The organism is Pseudomonas mangiferae (genome assembly GCF_007109405.1).
Taxonomy (GTDB): Bacteria; Pseudomonadota; Gammaproteobacteria; order Pseudomonadales; family Pseudomonadaceae; genus Pseudomonas_T; species Pseudomonas_T mangiferae.
In genome coordinates this window covers 1-13,175 of record NZ_VJOY01000010.1, presented here as the reverse complement: position 1 = coordinate 13,175, position 13,175 = coordinate 1, and the positions used below count along the sequence as shown (strand labels likewise).

The following is a 13,175-nucleotide window of genomic DNA, read 5'->3' as shown; positions in this document are numbered from 1 at the left end:
GCGCTGCGTTCGCCCCTTTTCATTGCCACGCCGCGCCCAGGGAAGGTACCGATGGACCGCGATCGCGCTCTCCAGCATTTTCTGTATTACCTGCCGCATCACCCCGCCCTCGACGGGCGCTCCCCGATCACCGTATTGCTCGGCCACACCGCGCCCTATGCCGAGCTGGTGGGGCATATCCAGCACATGGCTGCCAGCCAGGACACCTTGCGCTTCACTGCCATGGCCCTCGACGAGTCGCCGACCGAGGCCCTGGCCGACGCCATCGTCGCCTCGGATCTGTTCATCCTCTTCTATGACGCCTCGACCCTGGCCAACCCCCGGGCCGAGGGGCCGCCCTTCATCCGCGCGCTGCAACCGGTGATTTCCGAGCACTGGCGCAAGTCTCTGCTGTTCAAGGACTACGGCGACTATTTCTACGACACCTTCAGCGTCGAGCCCGAGCGCGTCGCCGACCTCAACGCCGCGCTGATCCGCCGCATGAGCGAGGGCGAGGTGCTGACCTTCAGCGACGTCCACGGCTCGCGCTTCGACGCCTCGCTGCGGGCGCTGAAGAAGTGGACCAACATCAACGGCGTCGGCAACTACGACCTGGCGCCCGGCGAGATCGCCACCCACAGCGAGACCATCAACGGTCACGTGAAATTCGTCGGCACCTTCCTCGGCACCATCCCCTTCGCCCGCAAGTACGGGGTGCTGGAATCGCCCCTGGAGCTATGGATCGAGAACTCCACCATCAGCCGCATCGCCACTGACGTGCCGGGGCTGGAGCAGGACTTCAGCAAGTACCTGGACGCCAACCCGTCGAACCGGCGCATCGAGGAACTGGGTATCGGCACCAACGAGGGGGTCAAGCGGCTCTATGCCCGCAACGCCGGATTCGAGGAGCGCCACTGCGGCTTGCACCTGGGGCTGGGCGGCGGGGCCAAGGGTAGCCACCACCTGGACCTGATCTTCGACAGCGGCACCCTGGCCGTGGATGGCCGTGTGGTGTTCGACGACCGCACCGGCTACGTGGTTTAGGATACGGCCGCCACCGGTGCACCGAGGAGGGCAAGGAGCGCTTGTCTGACGGGGGCTGGGTCTGGGAGCGGTCGAAGGCTCAGCGGCCGCGCGGCGGGTACTGCGCCAGCAGGCGGGCCACGGTCTGGCGGATTTCCGCGTCACGCTGGGCCGGCGCCTGGCCGGGACGCAGCACCTGCTCCGCTGAGGCCCGCCAGACCAGCTTGCCGTCGCGGCCGTCCAGCAGGTCCAGCTGCAGGGTGGCGACTCGGTAGTCCACGGTGCGGGTTTCGGTATAGGCCGGACCCGCCCACGGGCTGCCCCAGTAGCCACCCCAATAGCCGCCGTAGTTGGTGTTCACCTGCTGCTGGCGATCATCGACGATCAGCCAGGCCTGCACCTTGAGGTCGCCTGACGCGCCGCCTGCGGCCGGGCGCAGGCCGTGTCGGTCCAGTTGGTCCGACACCGCGCTGCGGATGCGTTGCTCGGTGAGGTCGCTGGCCACCCGCGGGTCGTCCGGGCTGTAGCGTACGGCGGGGGCCTGCCAGCTCCAACTGCGGTAGGCGGCGAAATCGCGGCTGACGTCGTAGTCCTGTTCGATGCGCGGCGTGCTGCACCCGGCGACGAGCAGGGCGACGGTCAGGCAGAGGGCTCGTGACAACGGCATGGTTCGACTCCAGCCCGCACAGGCGGAAAGCGGTGAACGGAGTGCCAGGCGGCGAGACGTCGCTGCGACGGGGTTGTCGCGGCAAAGCGGGGCGCCTATCCGCTGTCTGACCGCTCCCGGTGGGGTTTGTCCCCTCCAATGCACCCCGGTGCGGCCCTCAGGAAATCCCTTAGGCCGCTTCTCAGGGAAACCCCGATACACCTGATATCAGGGCGCAACTAAGGTGAAACGTAATGCCTTTGTGGCACAAGGAGAAGCGCCTTGTTTGTGTATTTCGGGCTGTGGCTTGCCCTGGCCGTTACCGCGGCGGGGATCGCACTGAACATGACCTGGCTCGCCGGCCTGGGGTGCGCACTGGGCGCGCTGGCGGCGCTGGCGCTGTGGTGGTGGCGCAAGCCGGCACCGCCGCCGGTGGACGTTGTGGAAGTCGAGGAGCCACCGAAGCGGCGCGACGTCGAGCCGGTGCTGCAGGGCGTGCTGCCCACTTGGCGCGAGAACATCGACCAGGTGCGCCAGCTGAACCAGCACAACGTGCGGGAACTGTTCGAGCGCTTCGCTACCCTTACCGGCCGCCTGGAGAACACCCTCGCCGGCTCCGAGGAGGTGATCGGCAGCGGCGGGGTGGGCGACAGCCTGCGCCAGGCCAACTCCCGGCTGACCGAAGTGATCGACGCCTTCCACGCCGCCAGTCAGCGCAAGAACCAGTTGTTCGCCACCATCGGCCATCTGGACAGCTACGCCACCGAACTGCAGCAGATGTCCAAGCTGGTCCAGGACATCGCCAGCCAGACCAACCTGCTCGCCCTCAACGCCGCCATCGAGGCCGCCCGTGCCGGGGAATACGGCCGCGGCTTCTCCGTGGTGGCCGACGAGGTGCGCAAGCTGTCCACCCTGTCGGCCGAGACTGGCCACCGCATGGGCGAGAAGGTCAGCGAGATCAACAAGGCCATCCGCGCCACGGTCTCCGCCACCGAGGAACTCAGCCAGAGCGAGCAGAACAACCTGGACTACCTGGACGACGTTGCCGGTCAGGTGATGACGCGGCTCAGCGAGAACCTGGAATCCCTTTCGGAATCGTCCATGCGCCTGCAGCAGGACGCCCGTACGACCCAGTCCGACATCCAGGAAATCATCGTCAGCCTGCAGTACCAGGACCGTTCCGACCAGATGCTCGACCACCTGCAGATCGACCTCCAGCGGCTGGAGGACGCGGTGCGCGAGCAGCACGCCGCCCTCGACGATCCCGCCCGCTGGCTGCGCGACCTGCGCGACCGCTTCACCACCGACGAAGAGCGCCATGGCCGGCGCGGTCCGGCCAACAACGACGTGACCTTCTTCTAAGGAGTAACCATGAGCAAGACCATCCTCATCGTCGATGACTCCATGTCCATGCGCCAGCTGGTGAAGATGACCCTCACCGGCGCCGGCCACCAGGTCATCGAGGCCAGCGACGGGCGCGATGCGCTGACCAAGCTCAACGGCCAGAAGATCAACCTGATCATCAGCGACGTGAACATGCCGAACCTGGATGGCATCGGCCTGGTGAAGGAGATCAAGAACCGCAACGAGTACCGCTTCACGCCGATCATCATGCTCACCACCGAGAGCGAGCAGGGCAAGAAGGCCGAAGGCCAGGCAGCCGGCGCCAAGGCCTGGATCGTCAAGCCGTTCCAGCCGCAGCAACTCCTCGCCGCCGTCGAAAAGCTGGTGGGCTGAGCCATGCTCGAACTCCGCCACGACACCCACCAGGACCCGGCCCTGCTGGCCCTCACCGGCAGCCTGACCATCTACGAGGTGCGCCAGGCTCATGACGAGCTGCGCGCCGCCCTGGCCGGCGGTCAGCGCCAGTGGCGCATCGACCTGGCCGAGCTTGAGGAACTGGATAGCGCCGGCGCCCAGCTGCTGCTGGCGCTGCAACGCCACCTGCTGAGCCTGGATGGTGGACTGGACGTGAGCAACCCCACCGCGGACGTGCTGGAACTGCTGGAGCTGCTGCACCTGCAGTCGCTCTACCCCGACGTGCTACCGGCGCAGCCCTGAGGAGCGACCCATGCTGAATGGAGAGCAGTGGAGCCAGTTGCTGCAGAGCTTCCTGGAGGAAGGCGGCGATTTGCTCAAGCAGGCCGAGGAATGCCTGCTGGTGCTGGACGGCGACCTCGCCGACGAGGAGGCCATCAACGGCCTGTTCCGTGCCATGCACACCCTCAAAGGATCGGCCGGGCTGTTCTCCCTGACCCCGGTGGTGGCGTTCACCCACCAGTTGGAAAGCCTGCTGATGGCCGTCCGCGACGGCGAGCGCAGCCTGACGCCGAACCTGATTTCACTGATGCTGCGTTGCCTCGACGAACTGGGCTCCATGATCGGCCGGATCAACGTCGAGACTGGCGCGGTGGAAGGCAACGACGAGGTGCTGCAGACCCAGTTGCTCAACGCCCTGGCTGCGGAAATGGGCCAAGGCAGCGACAGCCTGCCGACGCCCACCGCGCCCCGGGAGGGGCAGGTGCAGCGCGCCCCGGCCACCGGCGAGGGCGCATGGCACATTTCCCTGCGCTTTTCCCCGGACCTCTACCGCAACGGCTTCGACCCGGCGGCGTTCGTGCGCTACCTGAGCCGGCTGGGCGAGATCACCCACCTGGAGGTACTGGACGAAAACCTGCCGGACTTCCACCAGATGGACCCCGAGGCCTGCTACCTGGGCATGGAGATTTCCCTGCGCAGCGCCTCCAGCAAGGCCGAGATCGAGGAAGTCTTCGAGTTCATCCTGGACTTCTGCAAGCTGCGCATCCTGCCGCCGGAAAGCAGCCTGAGCGACTACCTCCAACTGATCCGCGAGCTGCCCGAGACCGACGAGCGCATCGGCAGCATCCTGGTGGCCAGCGGCCTGCTCACCGAGCACGAGCTGAACACCGGCCTGACCATGCAGGCCCAGGGCGAGGAGCCACGCGCTCCACTGGGCAGCGTGCTGGTGGAGGCCGGCATGGTGGCGCCCGCGGTGGTCAACGCCGCCCTGGAGAAGCAACAAGTGGTGCGCGAGCGCCGCGCCCAGGAATCCAGCCTGATCAAGGTGGCCGCCCACAAGCTGGACGAACTGATCAACCTGGTGGGCGAGCTGGTCATCAGCGCCGCCGGCGCCCAACTCCAGGCCCGCGCCCATGGCCACTCCGACTTCATCGAATCCACCCAGGTGGTGAACCGCCACGTGGAGCAGATCCGCGAGGCGGCCCTGAAGCTGCGGATGATCGAGATCGGCGACACCTTCAACCGCTTCCACCGGGTGGTGCGCGACGTCAGCCAGGAGCTGGGCAAGAAGATCCGCCTTGAAGTACGGGGCGCCGACACCGAGCTGGACAAGTCGGTCACCGATAAGATCGCCGACCCGCTCACCCACTTGGTGCGCAACGCCATCGACCACGGCATCGAATCCGCCGAGGAGCGCCTGGCGGCCGGCAAGCCGGCGGAAGGGCACCTGGCCCTGAACGCGTACCACGAATCGGGGATGATCGTCATCGAGGTGAGCGACGACGGCCGCGGCCTGAATACCGCGCGCATCCGCCAGAAGGCCATCGACAAGGGGCTGATCGACCCCAACGCCAACCTCAGCGAACACGACCTGCACATGCTGATCTTCGCCGCCGGCTTTTCCACTGCCGACAGCGTCTCCAACCTGTCCGGCCGTGGTGTCGGCATGGACGTGGTGCGCAGCGCCATCGACCAGCTGCGCGGCACGGTGGAGATCGAGTCGCGGCCGGGGCTCGGCTGTACGTTCCGCATTCGCCTGCCCCTGACCCTGGCCATCATCGAGGGCTTCCTGGTGAGCCTGGGCGGCGAATACTTCGTGATCCCCCTGGACATGGTCACCGAGTGCATGGAACTGGGCGACCAACCGCTCATCGACGGCATTTACGGCTACCTCAACCTGCGTGGCAAGCCGTTGCCCTGCATCGACCTGTCCGCCCACTTCGACCTGCCTGCCAGCGCCGTGCGCCGGCGCAACATCGTGGTAGTGAGCCAGGGCCGGCAGCAGGCCGGGCTGATCGTCGACCAACTGCACGGCGAGCTGCAGACGGTGATCAAGCCCCTCGGCCTGCTGTTCCAGCACCTGCAGGGGATCAGCGGCTCCACCATTCTCGGATCGGGCCAGGTGGCGCTGATCCTGGATATCCCCAGCCTGTTCCGCCAATTGCAGGCGCTGGTCGACACCGGCGCTTCCGAGACCCGCTCCGTCCAGAACCGCCAGGAGCTTCTGCCGAGGCTTTAAGGAGAACCACCCATGCAATTCATTCGCAACATGAAAATCGGCGTCCGGCTGACCCTGGGCTTCTTGCTCGTGGTGGCATTGACCGTGGTGGTCGGCGTGATCGGTATTCTCAACCTCAGCAAGGTCAACGACCTCAGCGACAAGATGTACAACCAGGACCTGACCGGCCTGAGCGACGTGCAACAGGCCAACATCCAATTGGTGATCATCGGCCGGGCGCTGCGCACCAGCCTGCTGGCGGCCAGCGTGGAGGAGCGGGACGCCGCGGCGGACACCGTGCGCAAGGCCATCGCCGACACCCATGCGCTGATCGACAAGGCCCGGTCTGCCTTCATCTCCGAGCAGGGCAAGGCGCTGTTCGCGCGTATCGAGGGCCCGCTGAAGGAATATGAGACCGACGTCCAGCGCACCTTGCAGTTGCACATCCAGTCCGGGGCCTTGCAGCAGAGCACCGAGATCACCCAGATGCTTCCGGAGCTATCCAAGCGCGGCAACATCGTCGACGGCATCATGGGCGAGGTGGTGGCCTTCAAGCAGAAACGCGCCAGCGACGCCAACGACACCATCACCGAGATCTACACCGGGTCGCGGACCCAGATGATCGTCCTGATCGTCATCGCCGCGCTGTTCGGTGTGGGCATCGGCATGCTCATCACCCGCACCATCAGCAAGCCGCTGATCAGCGCTGTTCACGCGGCCGACCAACTGGCCGCGGGCGACCTCAGCGCCGACTTGACGGTCACCTCGAAGGACGAAACCGGCCAGTTGCTGCAGTCCATGAAGAACCTTATCGAGCGCCTGCGCAGCATCATGGGTGACGTGCGCAGCGCCGCCGAAGCGCTGTCCTCCGCCTCCGAGGAAGTCAGCGCGACGTCCCAGTCCCTCAGCCAGGCAGCCAGCGAACAGGCCGCCAGCGTCGAGGAAACCACGGCGTCGGTGGAGCAGATGACCGCTTCCATCGCGCAGAACACCGAGAGCTCGAAGATCACCGACGGCATCGCCGGCAAGGCCGCCAACGACGCGGTCCAGGGCGGTGGTGCGGTGGGCGACACGGTGCGCGCCATGAAGCAGATCGCCGACAAGATCGGCATCATCGACGACATCGCCTACCAGACCAACCTGCTGGCCCTCAACGCGGCCATCGAGGCGGCCCGGGCCGGCGACCACGGCAAGGGCTTCGCGGTGGTGGCCGCCGAGGTGCGCAAGCTGGCGGAACGCAGCCAGGTGGCGGCCCAGGAGATCGGCCAAGTGGCCGCCAGCAGCGTGCAACTGGCCGAGCAGGCCGGGCGCCTGCTGGACGAGATCGTGCCGAACATCCAGCGCACCTCCGACCTGGTGCAGGAGATCACCGCGGCGTCCCAGGAGCAGAGCAGCGCCGCCGGGCAGATCAACATCGCCATGGGCCAGATGAACCAGATCACTCAGCAGAACGCCTCCGCCTCCGAGCAACTGGCGGCCACCGCCGAGGAAATGAACGCCCAGGCCGGGCAACTGCAGGAAATGATCGGCTTCTTCCGCTTCGACGCCAGCGCGTCCAGCGTGCGCCCGCCGCTGCGCGGCCGCACCGGCGGCGGCTACGTGGAGTCCCCGCGGCCGTCCCGTCAGCAGCCCGACACGCTGTCCGATGACGGCCAGTTCGTCCGCTTCTCGTGAGGGCGCCCCGATGAGCAACGCAGTCCAGCCTTCGGGCGCCTACGGTGGCCTCGCCGGTCACAGCGTGCAGCACCTGTCCTTCCGTGTCCGCCAGGCCCGCTACGCGCTGCCCATCGACCTGGTGCGGGAGATCATCGAGTACGGGGAAATCACCACCGTGCCGATGATGCCGGTGTTCATCCACGGGGTGATCAACCTGCGCGGCAACGTGGTGCCGGTGCTGGACCTGGCCGCGCGCTTCGGCTTCGAGCTGACGGTGCCGAGCAAGCGCACCTGCATCGTGATCATCGAACTGGCGCTGGACGATCAGCAGCAGCGCATCGGCCTAGTGGTGGACGCGGTGGACGCGGTGCTGGACATCGCGCCGGGCGAAGTGGAGCCGCCGCCGCCGTTCGGCGCGGGCATCCGCACCGACTTCATCCTCGGCATGGCCCGCAGCGACAACGGCTTCACCATCATCCTCGACATGCGCCGCGTGTTGTCCCTGGACGACATCCGCCAGCTCAGCCTGGCCGCGGCCCAGGGAGCGTGAGATGGACGCGCCCGGGATGCAGATGCCGCCGCTGGGCGACGCGGAGTTCCAGCGCCTGCAACGCCTGATGGCCGATGCCTCGGGCATCCGCATGGCCGACCACAAGCGTTCGCTGGTGGCCGGCCGGCTGATGAAGCGCCTGCGGCACTTCGGCCTGGGCAGCTACGGCGAATACCTCGACCTGCTGGGCAGCGATGCCCACAAGGGGGAGCGGCGCCTGGTGATCGACCTGCTGACCACCAACGAAACCTACTTCTTCCGCGAACCCAAGCACTTCGAGTTCCTCGGCCCCTGGTTGTCGTCCCGCCGCGGGCCCCAGCGGATCTGGAGCGCCGCCTGCTCCTCGGGCGAGGAGCCCTACACCCTGGCGATGGTGGCGGCGGAGAACGTCACCGGCAACGACTGGACCATCACCGCCAGCGACCTCAGCCAGCGCATGCTGGAGAAGGCCGCCGCCGGCATCTATGACCTGTCCCAGGCCCGCCACTTTCCCGCCGGCTGGCTGCACCGCCATTGCCTGAAGGGTATCGGCGAGCGCGAGGGCTGCTTCCGGGTCTCCGCCAAGCTGCGGGAGCGGGTGAATTTCCGCGAGCTGAACCTGACCCATCCCCTGCCGGAGCAGTTGGGGCCGTTCGATGCGATCTTCCTGCGCAACGTGCTGATCTACTTCGAGGCGAAGGAGAAGTGCGCCATCGTCGGCCGGCTGGTCCAGCGCCTGCGGGACGACGGCCTGCTGTTCATCGGCCATGCCGAGAGCCTGCACGGCCTCGACCTGCCGGTGCGCAGCGTGCAGCCTTCGGTATACCGGCGCGTATGAGCAAGCGGTTCCTGCGCCCCGGCGAGTATTTCTTCGGCTTGCACCAAGGCACCGTGGGTACCCTGCTGGGTTCCTGCGTGTCCATCACCCTCTGGCACCCGCGCCGGCGCCTGATGGCGGTGACCCATTTCCTGCTGCCCCGCGACCCCCAGGGCATCCTGGTCTACGACACCCGCTATGGGGTCGGGGTGTTCCACCGGCTGCTGCGGGACATGGCCAAGTTCGACACCCACCCGGCGGAGTACCGCAAGGGCATCTTCGGCGGCGGCAGCCTGATGGCCCGGGAGCGGCCGTCCACCCGGGTCGGCCAGCAGAACATCGCCTTCGCCCGGGAACAGTTCGAGATCCTCACCTGGACAGCCGATCACACCGACGTGGACGGCAGCGACTACCGGCGCCTGAGCATGGACGGCCGCACCGGCGAGGTCGATTGCCAGCGCCTGGTCTGGAAGTCCTCCACCTTCGTAGGGAGAAACGAGTGATCAAGGTATTCATCGTCGACGACTCCGCGCTGGTGCGGCAGGTCCTGACCAGCTGCCTCGACAACCATCCGGGCATCCGCGTCATCGGCCAGGCCGCCGACCCGCTGTTCGCCCTGGAGAAGATGCGCCACGACTGGCCGGACGTATTGGTGCTGGACGTGGAGATGCCGCGCATGGACGGCATCACCTTCCTGCGCAAGATCATGGCCGAGCGTCCCACCCCCGCGATCATCTGCTCGACCCTTACCGAATCGGGCGCCGCCATCACCCTGGACGCGCTGTCCGCCGGCGCGGTGGGGGTATTCACCAAGGCCAAGCTGGGCCTCAAGGAAAGCCTGCACCAGATGTCCGGCGAGCTGATCAAGCAGATCGAGCAGGCCGCCCGCGCCCATCCCCAGACCTTCACCCGGGCCGCCACGCCGGCTCCCGCGCCGGCCGCCAGTGCCGCCCCGGCCCACCAGGCGGCGCCGGCCGTGGACGTGTTCGCCACCACCGACCAGGTGGTGGCCCTGGGTACCTCCACCGGCGGCACCCAGGCCCTGGAGTTCGTGCTGCGCCAGCTGCAACGGGACTGCCCGGGTATCGTCATCGTCCAGCACATGCCGGAGAAATTCACCGCAGCGTTCTCCCAGCGCCTGGACAGCCTGTGCCAGATCGAGGTGCGCGAAGCCTGCCACATGGACCGGGTCCGTTCCGGCCTGGCCCTGGTGGCCCCCGGCGGCAAGCACATGCAGCTCAAGCGCAGCGGCGCGCAGTATTTCGTCGAGGTGCTGGACGGGCCGCCGGTGAACCGCCACAAGCCCTCGGTGGACGTACTGTTCCGCTCCGTGGCCAAGCACGCCGGGCAGAACGCCATGGGCATGATCATGACCGGCATGGGCGACGACGGCGCCCGTGGCCTGCTCAGCATGCGCGAAGCGGGGGCCCGCACCGTGGCCCAGGACGAAGCCAGCTGCGTGGTCTTCGGCATGCCCAAGGAGGCGCTGCGCATGGGCGCCGCCGAGGTGGTGGAGCCGCTTTCCGCCTTCCCCCGGCTGATCCAGCTGTACGGCCGCCAGGGCGCCGACCCCCGGCGTGGCGGTATGCCGCGCTGATCTCTCGGCGTCGCCACCGCGCCATCCGGCAAAATTCGCCTACCCTGTTAGGACGTGCCTACTCCGGAAGCACCCGGGGTGAGCGCGTTTCGCCGTGTTTTCTGCGTTCCAGCCAGTGCAGTCGTCGAAGGAAGGCTCCCCCGAGTCGACACCGTCACGAGGACAAGACCCGCATGTGTGTTCGTGTCATGAGCCGTCCATCGACTCGCCTGGAGCGCCACGGCGCCTTTCCACTCCAAGAACAAGCACGTGCTGCGACCCGGCGGATGCCGCCGGGCCGCATTCATTCGCGTCGCTATCCGGGCCGCCGCTTATGACTTGTCGAATTCTGCTGGCAGACGATCATGCACTGATCCGCGCGGGCATCCGCGCCCTCATCGAAGACCTCAACGGCTATGAAGTGGTGGGAGAGGCGGAGGATGGCAGCGAAGCCATCGACCTCGCCGACGCCCTGCAGCCGGACATCGTGTTGCTGGATATTTCCATGAAGCGGGTGGGCGGCATCGAGGCGCTGCACGAGCTGGCCAGCCGCTCGCCCTCCAGCAAGGTCCTGATGCTGTCCATGCACACCGGGCCGGACATGGTGCTCAAGGCGCTGCAACAGGGTGCCCACGGCTACCTGCTCAAGGACAGCGCCATCATCGAGCTGCGCCTGGCCCTGGAGGCCATGCGCCGGGGTGACCGCTACCTCAGCTCGGCCATCGTCCAGCCGGTGATCGAGCGGGCCGTGCAGCAGACGCCCGCCGGCACCAGCAGCGACGCCAGCCAGCTACTCACCGCGCGCCAGGTGGAAATCCTCCGGCTGATCGCCCGGGGCGAATCCACCCGGTCCATCGCCAGCGGCCTCGGCCTGAGCGTGAAGACCGTGGAGACCCACCGCGCGCAGATCATGCACCGGCTGAAGATCCATGACGTGGCGGGGCTGGCGCTGTTCGCCGTGCGCGAGGGCATCATCCAGCTGGACGATTGATTCAGCGCGGCGGGTAGTGGGACAGGGCGTCCTTCACCGCGGCGCGCAGCCCCTTGGCCCGCTCCGCCTGGTCGCCGCCGCCGAGGCTCTCGCCGGCACCGCTCCACACCAACTGGCCGTCGCGGCCGTCGTAGAGGTCGATGCGCACCACCGTCACCTGCTCGGTGTAGGTGCGCACCCGTGGCGCGCCGCCCCAGCCCCCGTAGCCGTCCCGGTAGTAGCCGCCGCGGCCGTAGTAACCCCCGCCGTAGTACCCGTCGTCGTAGTCCGAGACCTGGCGCAGCCGCTGCTCCTGGCGTACCTCGGCACCCACCAGCAGGTCGCCCGCCCCGCCGTTGCGGGCCGGGCGCAGGCCTTGCTGGTCGAGGCCCGCTGCCACCGTCTCGGCCAGGCTGTCGCCGCTGGTGGCGTTGGCGCCGGCCGGCAGCGCGCCGTTGCGCCAGCTCCAGCTGCGGTAGCGCCCGTAGTCCCGCGGCGCCGCGGGGTAGGCGCTGCGGTCGAAGGTGGCGGCGGCCTGGGGCGGTGCCGGCGGCAGCGGCCGCGAGTCGGCGACATAGGGGTTGGGGCTCCGGCAGGCCGCGAGGAGCAGACTCAGCAGGAGTGGGACGCTTCGTTTCATGGCAACCCTCCGTCAGCGCGGGCGACAGATCCAGTGCAGGTAACGGCCGAGCCCGGCGAAGGCCGGGTGGCGGCGGTGGGCCAGTTCCATCTCCAGCAGCGCCGCCGGTTCGGCCTTGGCCTGGAAGTCCGCCGGCATATAGTCGTGGAAGACCCGCACGCCACTGCGGCTTTCGACCCGCCAGGCCGAGTCGAGTTGCTCCGCCAAGTCGCGTGGGTCCAGGGGCTGCTGGGGAGTCAGGCTCTGGCCTTCGCCGGCGAAGCGAGCGCGTCGCAGCTTGCGGAAGTGGCCCTTGAGCAGGTTGCGGTAGATCAGCGCGTCCTTGTTGTAGAACGCCAGGGACAGCCAGCCGTCGTCGGCCACCAGGCCGCGCAGCACCGGCAGGATCGCCAGGGGTTCGGCCAGCCATTCCAGCACCGCGTGGCAGAGCACCAGGTCATAGCGGTGCTCCAGTTGGTCCGGTAGGTCCTGCCAGGCGGCCTGCAGGAAACGCGCGTCCTGGCCCGCGTCCGCGAAGCGCTGACGGGCACCCTCCAGCATGGGCGCGGCCGGTTCCGCCAGGGTCACCCGGTGGCCGCGCTCGGCCAGCCACAGGCTCATGTGGCCGAGGCCGGCGCCGACGTCCAGCACCTCCAGGGGGCGGGCCGGCAGCGCTTCCTCCAGGTCCGCCTGGAGCACCGCCAGGCGGATGGCGCCCTTGGCGCCGCCGTAGATTTTCTCGGCGAAGCGCACCGCCAGTTCGTCGAAGTGGCGATCGCTCATGACAGGAAGCGCCGTTCGCTGTCGGCCAGCTTGGCGCGCACCACCTGGTTCAGGTCGAGGCCCAGTTCGGCGCAGAGCAGCAGGAGATAGAGCACCACGTCGCCGACTTCCTGGCCGGCATGGGCCAGCTGGTCGGGGGGCAGGGCGCGGGATTCGGGTTCGCTGAGCCACTGGAAGATTTCCACCAATTCGGCCATCTCCACGCTGGCGGCCATGGCCAGGTTCTTCGGGCTGTGGAAGCGCCTCCAGTCGTTGGCGTCGCGGATGGCGTGCAGGCGGGCGGTGAGTTCGGCGATGTCCATGGGGCTCGGGCAGGGCG

At 67.8% G+C, this 13,175-nt stretch carries 15 protein-coding genes; 11 read left to right on the top strand and 4 right to left on the bottom strand.

Annotated elements, in window-relative coordinates; all coding sequences use genetic code 11:
- Window positions 1-51: 51 nt before the first annotated feature.
- Window positions 52-1,023 carry a M29 family metallopeptidase gene (locus FM069_RS14355; RefSeq protein WP_143489052.1) on the top strand — a complete coding sequence of 324 codons (972 nt, stop codon included), beginning with the start codon at window positions 52-54 and terminating at the stop codon, window positions 1,021-1,023.
- A 79-nt stretch (window positions 1,024-1,102) separates the two neighbouring features.
- On the opposite strand, the gene FM069_RS14350 is transcribed toward FM069_RS14355, so the two are convergent.
- Window positions 1,103-1,669, bottom strand: a complete 567-nt coding sequence (locus FM069_RS14350; protein ID WP_143489051.1) for a DUF4136 domain-containing protein — start codon at window positions 1,667-1,669, stop codon at window positions 1,103-1,105.
- 324 nt (window positions 1,670-1,993) lie between these two features.
- Here FM069_RS14350 and FM069_RS14345 point away from each other — a divergent pair, with 324 nt between their 5' ends.
- The 10 genes from FM069_RS14345 to FM069_RS14300 all read left to right on the top strand — a co-directional run bounded on the left by FM069_RS14345 (window position 1,994) and on the right by FM069_RS14300 (window position 11,475).
- On the top strand, window positions 1,994-3,010 hold the full coding sequence (locus tag FM069_RS14345) for a methyl-accepting chemotaxis protein (protein ID WP_143489221.1): 1,017 nt from the start codon (window positions 1,994-1,996) through the stop codon (window positions 3,008-3,010).
- 9 nt (window positions 3,011-3,019) lie between these two features.
- Entirely contained in the window at window positions 3,020-3,385 is a 366-nt protein-coding gene (locus FM069_RS14340) for a response regulator (protein ID WP_143489050.1), read from the top strand.
- 3 nt (window positions 3,386-3,388) lie between these two features.
- Complete coding sequence (locus FM069_RS14335) at window positions 3,389-3,709, top strand: STAS domain-containing protein (RefSeq protein WP_143489049.1); 321 nt, start codon at window positions 3,389-3,391, stop codon at window positions 3,707-3,709.
- Window positions 3,710-3,719: 10 nt separating this feature from the next.
- Window positions 3,720-5,927 carry a chemotaxis protein CheA gene (locus FM069_RS14330; RefSeq protein WP_143489048.1) on the top strand — a complete coding sequence of 736 codons (2,208 nt, stop codon included), beginning with the start codon at window positions 3,720-3,722 and terminating at the stop codon, window positions 5,925-5,927.
- A gap of 12 nt (window positions 5,928-5,939) precedes the next feature.
- Window positions 5,940-7,580, top strand: a complete 1,641-nt coding sequence (locus FM069_RS14325) for a methyl-accepting chemotaxis protein (RefSeq protein WP_143489047.1) — start codon at window positions 5,940-5,942, stop codon at window positions 7,578-7,580.
- 10 nt (window positions 7,581-7,590) lie between these two features.
- Complete coding sequence (locus FM069_RS14320) at window positions 7,591-8,112, top strand: chemotaxis protein CheW (RefSeq protein WP_143489046.1); 522 nt, start codon at window positions 7,591-7,593, stop codon at window positions 8,110-8,112.
- Window position 8,113: 1 nt separating this feature from the next.
- The gene (locus FM069_RS14315) at window positions 8,114-8,929 is read left to right on the top strand and encodes a CheR family methyltransferase (protein WP_143489045.1); all 816 of its coding nucleotides are present in this window, start codon (window positions 8,114-8,116) and stop codon (window positions 8,927-8,929) included.
- Entirely contained in the window at window positions 8,926-9,411 is a 486-nt protein-coding gene (locus FM069_RS14310; RefSeq protein WP_143489044.1) for a chemotaxis protein CheD, read from the top strand. Before FM069_RS14315 ends, FM069_RS14310 begins: the two co-directional genes overlap by 4 nt.
- Complete coding sequence (locus FM069_RS14305) at window positions 9,408-10,505, top strand: protein-glutamate methylesterase/protein-glutamine glutaminase (protein ID WP_143489043.1); 1,098 nt, start codon at window positions 9,408-9,410, stop codon at window positions 10,503-10,505. Before FM069_RS14310 ends, FM069_RS14305 begins: the two co-directional genes overlap by 4 nt.
- A 313-nt stretch (window positions 10,506-10,818) precedes the next feature.
- The gene (locus tag FM069_RS14300; RefSeq protein ID WP_143489042.1) at window positions 10,819-11,475 is read left to right on the top strand and encodes a response regulator; all 657 of its coding nucleotides are present in this window, start codon (window positions 10,819-10,821) and stop codon (window positions 11,473-11,475) included.
- A 1-nt stretch (window position 11,476) separates the two neighbouring features.
- Here the strand turns inward: FM069_RS14300 and FM069_RS14295 are convergent, their stop codons facing one another.
- The 3 genes from FM069_RS14295 to FM069_RS14285 are packed head-to-tail and all read right to left on the bottom strand — an operon-like array spanning window position 11,477 to window position 13,158.
- Window positions 11,477-12,094, bottom strand: a complete 618-nt coding sequence (locus tag FM069_RS14295) for a DUF4136 domain-containing protein (protein WP_143489041.1) — start codon at window positions 12,092-12,094, stop codon at window positions 11,477-11,479.
- 12 nt (window positions 12,095-12,106) lie between these two features.
- Window positions 12,107-12,856, bottom strand: a complete 750-nt coding sequence (locus tag FM069_RS14290; protein WP_143489040.1) for a methyltransferase — start codon at window positions 12,854-12,856, stop codon at window positions 12,107-12,109.
- On the bottom strand, window positions 12,853-13,158 hold the full coding sequence (locus FM069_RS14285; protein WP_143489039.1) for a MazG-like family protein: 306 nt from the start codon (window positions 13,156-13,158) through the stop codon (window positions 12,853-12,855). Before FM069_RS14285 ends, FM069_RS14290 begins: the two co-directional genes overlap by 4 nt.
- Between the last annotated feature and the right edge of the window lie 17 nt (window positions 13,159-13,175).

What these genes read in the sequence shown, in the direction of transcription:
- FM069_RS14320 (WP_143489046.1), top strand. Translation starts at nt 7,591, where the DNA reads ATGAGCAACGCAGTCCAGCCTTCGGGCGCCTACGGTGGCCTCGCCGGT.
- FM069_RS14285 (WP_143489039.1), bottom strand. Translation starts at nt 13,158, where the DNA reads ATGGACATCGCCGAACTCACCGCCCGCCTGCACGCCATCCGCGACGCC.
- FM069_RS14345 (WP_143489221.1), top strand. Translation starts at nt 1,994, where the DNA reads ATGACCTGGCTCGCCGGCCTGGGGTGCGCACTGGGCGCGCTGGCGGCG.
- FM069_RS14310 (WP_143489044.1), top strand. Translation starts at nt 8,926, where the DNA reads ATGAGCAAGCGGTTCCTGCGCCCCGGCGAGTATTTCTTCGGCTTGCAC.
- FM069_RS14340 (WP_143489050.1), top strand. Translation starts at nt 3,020, where the DNA reads ATGAGCAAGACCATCCTCATCGTCGATGACTCCATGTCCATGCGCCAG.
- FM069_RS14325 (WP_143489047.1), top strand. Translation starts at nt 5,940, where the DNA reads ATGCAATTCATTCGCAACATGAAAATCGGCGTCCGGCTGACCCTGGGC.
- FM069_RS14300 (WP_143489042.1), top strand. Translation starts at nt 10,819, where the DNA reads ATGACTTGTCGAATTCTGCTGGCAGACGATCATGCACTGATCCGCGCG.
- FM069_RS14295 (WP_143489041.1), bottom strand. Translation starts at nt 12,094, where the DNA reads ATGAAACGAAGCGTCCCACTCCTGCTGAGTCTGCTCCTCGCGGCCTGC.
- FM069_RS14290 (WP_143489040.1), bottom strand. Translation starts at nt 12,856, where the DNA reads ATGAGCGATCGCCACTTCGACGAACTGGCGGTGCGCTTCGCCGAGAAA.
- FM069_RS14355 (WP_143489052.1), top strand. Translation starts at nt 52, where the DNA reads ATGGACCGCGATCGCGCTCTCCAGCATTTTCTGTATTACCTGCCGCAT.
- FM069_RS14335 (WP_143489049.1), top strand. Translation starts at nt 3,389, where the DNA reads ATGCTCGAACTCCGCCACGACACCCACCAGGACCCGGCCCTGCTGGCC.
- FM069_RS14315 (WP_143489045.1), top strand. Translation starts at nt 8,114, where the DNA reads ATGGACGCGCCCGGGATGCAGATGCCGCCGCTGGGCGACGCGGAGTTC.
- FM069_RS14350 (WP_143489051.1), bottom strand. Translation starts at nt 1,669, where the DNA reads ATGCCGTTGTCACGAGCCCTCTGCCTGACCGTCGCCCTGCTCGTCGCC.
- FM069_RS14330 (WP_143489048.1), top strand. Translation starts at nt 3,720, where the DNA reads ATGCTGAATGGAGAGCAGTGGAGCCAGTTGCTGCAGAGCTTCCTGGAG.